Annotated in this window: 7 protein-coding genes; 4 read left to right on the forward strand and 3 right to left on the reverse strand. The window is 29.2% G+C overall.

Annotated elements, in window-relative coordinates:
- Positions 1-102: 102 nt before the first annotated feature.
- On the forward strand, positions 103-306 hold the full coding sequence (locus tag HMPREF9131_RS01345; protein WP_004823838.1) for a helix-turn-helix transcriptional regulator: 204 nt from the start codon (positions 103-105) through the stop codon (positions 304-306).
- A 39-nt stretch (positions 307-345) separates the two neighbouring features.
- Here the strand turns inward: HMPREF9131_RS01345 and HMPREF9131_RS01350 are convergent, their stop codons facing one another.
- Complete coding sequence (locus HMPREF9131_RS01350; protein ID WP_009344956.1) at positions 346-780, reverse strand: Hsp20/alpha crystallin family protein; 435 nt, start codon at positions 778-780, stop codon at positions 346-348.
- Positions 781-1,004: 224 nt separating this feature from the next.
- Positions 1,005-2,033, reverse strand: a complete 1,029-nt coding sequence (locus HMPREF9131_RS01355; protein ID WP_009344955.1) for an LCP family protein — start codon at positions 2,031-2,033, stop codon at positions 1,005-1,007.
- 117 nt (positions 2,034-2,150) lie between these two features.
- Here HMPREF9131_RS01355 and HMPREF9131_RS01360 point away from each other — a divergent pair, with 117 nt between their 5' ends.
- From HMPREF9131_RS01360 to HMPREF9131_RS01365, 3 genes are read left to right on the forward strand one after another with little or no spacing between them, the layout of a single operon-like run.
- The gene (locus tag HMPREF9131_RS01360; RefSeq protein ID WP_009344952.1) at positions 2,151-2,837 is read left to right on the forward strand and encodes a DUF188 domain-containing protein; all 687 of its coding nucleotides are present in this window, start codon (positions 2,151-2,153) and stop codon (positions 2,835-2,837) included.
- Complete coding sequence (locus tag HMPREF9131_RS08840; RefSeq protein WP_255348605.1) at positions 2,837-2,962, forward strand: hypothetical protein; 126 nt, start codon at positions 2,837-2,839, stop codon at positions 2,960-2,962. Before HMPREF9131_RS01360 ends, HMPREF9131_RS08840 begins: the two co-directional genes overlap by 1 nt.
- The gene (locus tag HMPREF9131_RS01365; protein WP_232202568.1) at positions 2,937-3,374 is read left to right on the forward strand and encodes a nitroreductase family protein; all 438 of its coding nucleotides are present in this window, start codon (positions 2,937-2,939) and stop codon (positions 3,372-3,374) included. Before HMPREF9131_RS08840 ends, HMPREF9131_RS01365 begins: the two co-directional genes overlap by 26 nt.
- A 106-nt stretch (positions 3,375-3,480) precedes the next feature.
- Here the strand turns inward: HMPREF9131_RS01365 and HMPREF9131_RS01370 are convergent.
- Positions 3,481-3,889: amino acid ABC transporter ATP-binding protein (locus HMPREF9131_RS01370; RefSeq protein ID WP_009344954.1), on the reverse strand; the 409-nt coding region annotated here is incomplete at its 5' end.

Here is a 3,889-nt window from a genome sequence, read left to right on the forward strand (position 1 = left end):
AATGGTTATACTTTTTTACTTTATTATATCTCAAATATTTCTTTTAATAGCTGATATAATTTGCAAAGGAGAAAAAATAAAAAAGGATTGGGATTTAACAATATGATAAAAGTGGAACTTGATTTAATGCTTATAAAAAGAAATATTACCTTGACTGAACTTTCAGAAAAAGTAGGGATAACCATTGCCAATTTATCTATTTTAAAAACAGGTAAGGCAAAAGCAATAAGGTTTTCTACCTTATCTGAAATTTGTAAAGCTCTTGATTGTCAGGTAAGTGATATCTTAAAATATGTAGACCAATAAAAAAACCTGCAGATTTTTGAAAGTGCAGGTTTTTTCATCTTATTCTATTTCAATTTTTTTAGAAGTTTGCACTTGAGGTTTTTTGGGAACTGTGATTTCCAAAACTCCGCCTTCAAGCTTTGCTTTTAAGCCATTTTCATCAATGTCTTTGAAAAACATTGACCTTGACATTTCTTGTGTCTTTCTTTCCTTGTGTATATAATTTTTCTTTTCGTCTTTCGTTTCTTCTGATTTCTTAGCAGATATTGTCAATCTGCCGTCATTAAGTCCAATACTTATTTCATCTTTTTTAAATCCTGGAAGTTCAGCTTCGATTTTGTAAGAGCCTTCTTCTTCAGAAATATCTACTTTGAAAGAACTGGACCTAAGTGCTCTTTCTTTAGAATATTCATCATTAAAGAATGAATCAATCATATCATAAAAATCACCAAATCTTTGGTCTAATAAGCTTCCAGTGTAAGGTTTAATACTCATATCCATCTTCCTTTCATAAATTTTATTTGAATCTATTTTCTAATATTTAAAGTGGATTTATTTTTATACTCATTAGCAGCCACTCACTTCTTCTGCTAATCTATCTATATTATAAAATGTTGGTCAAAGATTGTCAAGCTTTTTTTAGAAATTTTTTGACTTTTTTTGACTTTTTACATCCTAAATTTTAATCATAAATTTTATATAAAAAAGTCAGCTAAATTTTACTGACTTTCAAAATTTAGCTGACTTCTAGCCTTTTCATTTTCTTTTTTCTTTTCTAATTCTTCTTCTGTTAAATTCTCTTCATTTTCTTCTCTATTTAAAAATTCTTTCAAAACTCCTCTTGCATAATCCTTGTCCACCTTATAATAATCTATATTATTTAAAACTTTTCTTTGACCTTGAAGAGTATTAAATTCTATATCATCTTTTTCAAGGCTCATTGCATAATAGGCAAGGTAAGAAAGCTGACCATAAGAAAAATCAGTTTTTACATATCTATTTGCTATAGATACAAGTTTTGGTAATTTAAAAATTGTAGAAGGATTTTTTAACTTCTCAAATACTTTCATTATAAATCCCTGTTGGGCATGAATTCTACCTATATCCTGATCTTCATAATATTTTCTGATTCTTAAATATTTAACAGCATCTTCTCCATTTAAATTATGGACACCTTCATGAAAATTAATTTCAAGAGGTGGGATGGTTGAAGGGTCATTGTAAGAATATTCTGGTGTGTAAATTTCAACACCCCCTATAGCATCTACAAACTCCTTAACAGCATCGTATTCCACAACGATGTAATGGTCTATTTTGCAGTCCATAAAATCCTCGACAGAAGAAATTTGAAGTTTCAATCCCCCTCGAGAATATCCTGCGTTTATCTTATAATTATCGTAACCTTTTAATTTATAATATGTGTCCCTAGGTATTGAGATGATATGCGCCTTATTTTTCTTAGGATCTATAGTTAAAAGCATAAGAGTATCTGCTCTTTTAGAATTTTCATCCACTTCATAGGTAACCTTAGAAGAATCAAGTCCAATCATTAAAACATTAATAGGATCTTTGTTTTGATTAAAAACATTTATTTTTCTTGGCTCCTTATTAACTTCTTCTTTTTTTGTAGTTGTAGTTGTAGTTGTAGCTACTTCTTCTCCTCTGGGAACCATTAAAAATGCAAGTGCTAAGCCGCTCAATAAAATTAATATTACAAGGCTTACAAATATGGTATAAAATCGCTTCATTGATGCACCTCTAATTTAGTCTATATAAATAAATCATATTTTTCAATAGTTTTTTTATTATTTTAGAAAAATGTAAGATTTGCCTGCAAATTTTATTTTTATGGGTATAATTGATATATGAAAGTATATTTAGATTCAGATGCAGCATCTATTAGAGATTTGGCTGTTGAAGTTTGCAAAGAAGAAAAAGTTGAAATAATACTTGTTAAAAACTATAGCCAAGATTTTTCTACAAATTATGGCACAATAATTAATGTGGATATTGAAAGTGATGCAGCAGATTTATACATTGTAAATCATCTTGAAAAAGGAGATTTAGTCCTTACAAACGACAAGGGACTATCATCTCTTGCCCTTGCAAGACTTGCTTATGTAATGGATTTTGGTGGTAATACTATTAATAACTTAAATATAGATTCATATTTAGCATCTAGACACATGAGCAGGTTGATGAGAGAACAAGGAATATATACCCACTTCAAAAAAAGAAAAAAGTCTGAAAATATAAATTTTGAATCAAGTTTAAGAGAATTTTTAAGGAGGAATAAAAAAATGTTAAAATTACTTGTTTCCAGCCATTGCCCTGATTGTCCACCAGCTTTAAAATATGTAGAAGATAATAAAATTAATTTAGAAATCATTGATATTACATCATCAATGAAAAATCTAAAATATTATCTTTCATTTAGGGATAATAATCCTTATTTTGATAAGATAAAAAAAGATGGAAAAGTTGGAATCCCTCTATTTATTGAAGATGAGGGCAATAAATTCTATACTTTTGAGGAGTTTAAAGAAAAATAATGGATTTTTTAGAAATAGCAAAGAAAAGACAATCAACAAGAAATTTTGACCCTTCAAAAAAAAGTCCCTCAAGAATTGTTAGAAAGGTGCTTATCAGCTATGGTACTATCTCCATCGGCTTGTAATGCCCAACCTTATTTTTACTATGTTCTTGAAGGTAAAAAAGCGAAAAAAGCCGCAAAACTTACAGGAAAAATGAACGCATTTTCCAAAGATGCCCCTGTAATAATTGTTGTCTGTGAAGAAAATTATAATTTGACTGCGAAGATAGGCTCTATTGTTAAAAATCAGGATTACAAATCAATAGATATTGGAATTTCTGTTGCATATTTAACATCTGAAGCAACAAGCTTGGGACTTTCAACTTGTATCATGGGTTGGTTTGATGAAAAAGAACTTGGAGAGCTTTTAAAGTTTAAGGGAAAAATAAGACTTGTAATTGCTCTTGGCTACAGCAAAGATGATGAATTAAGAGAAAAGAAAAGAAAAACAAAAAGTGCAATATATAAAATATTAGATGATGAAAGTATATCTTAAAAAATTTAATAAATTTCGTATTGGTTATTTTTATAATTTCCCCAAAAAAACAATCGGCATAAGTTTTTTCTTATGCCGATTATTTTATATAATTCAATTAGAATTTTTACAAGATTCTTTTCAAAAATTCTTTTGTTCTATCTTCTTTTGGATTATTAAATATTTCTTGCGGGGAGCCTTCTTCTGCTATTATACCCTTATCTACAAATATAACTTTAGATGAAACATCTCTTGCAAATTCCATTTCATGGGTTACAACAATCATTGTTCTTCCTTCTTTTGCAAGCTCTACCATAATGTTTAAAACTTCTTCAACCATTTCTGGATCAAGAGCTGATGTGGGTTCGTCAAATAACATTATATCAGGATTCATTGTCAAGGCTCTAGCAATTGCCACTCTTTGCTTTTGACCTCCAGATAAGTGAGATGGACGAGCTTTTACATAAGCAGCCATTCCTACTTTTGAAAGATTTTTTATAGCCTCTTCTTCCGCTTCTTTTTTTGATATTTTAAGG

Origin of the sequence: Peptoniphilus sp. oral taxon 836 str. F0141 (assembly GCF_000179335.1) — a bacterium.
GTDB classification, from domain to species: Bacteria; Bacillota; Clostridia; order Tissierellales; family Peptoniphilaceae; genus Peptoniphilus_A; species Peptoniphilus_A lacrimalis.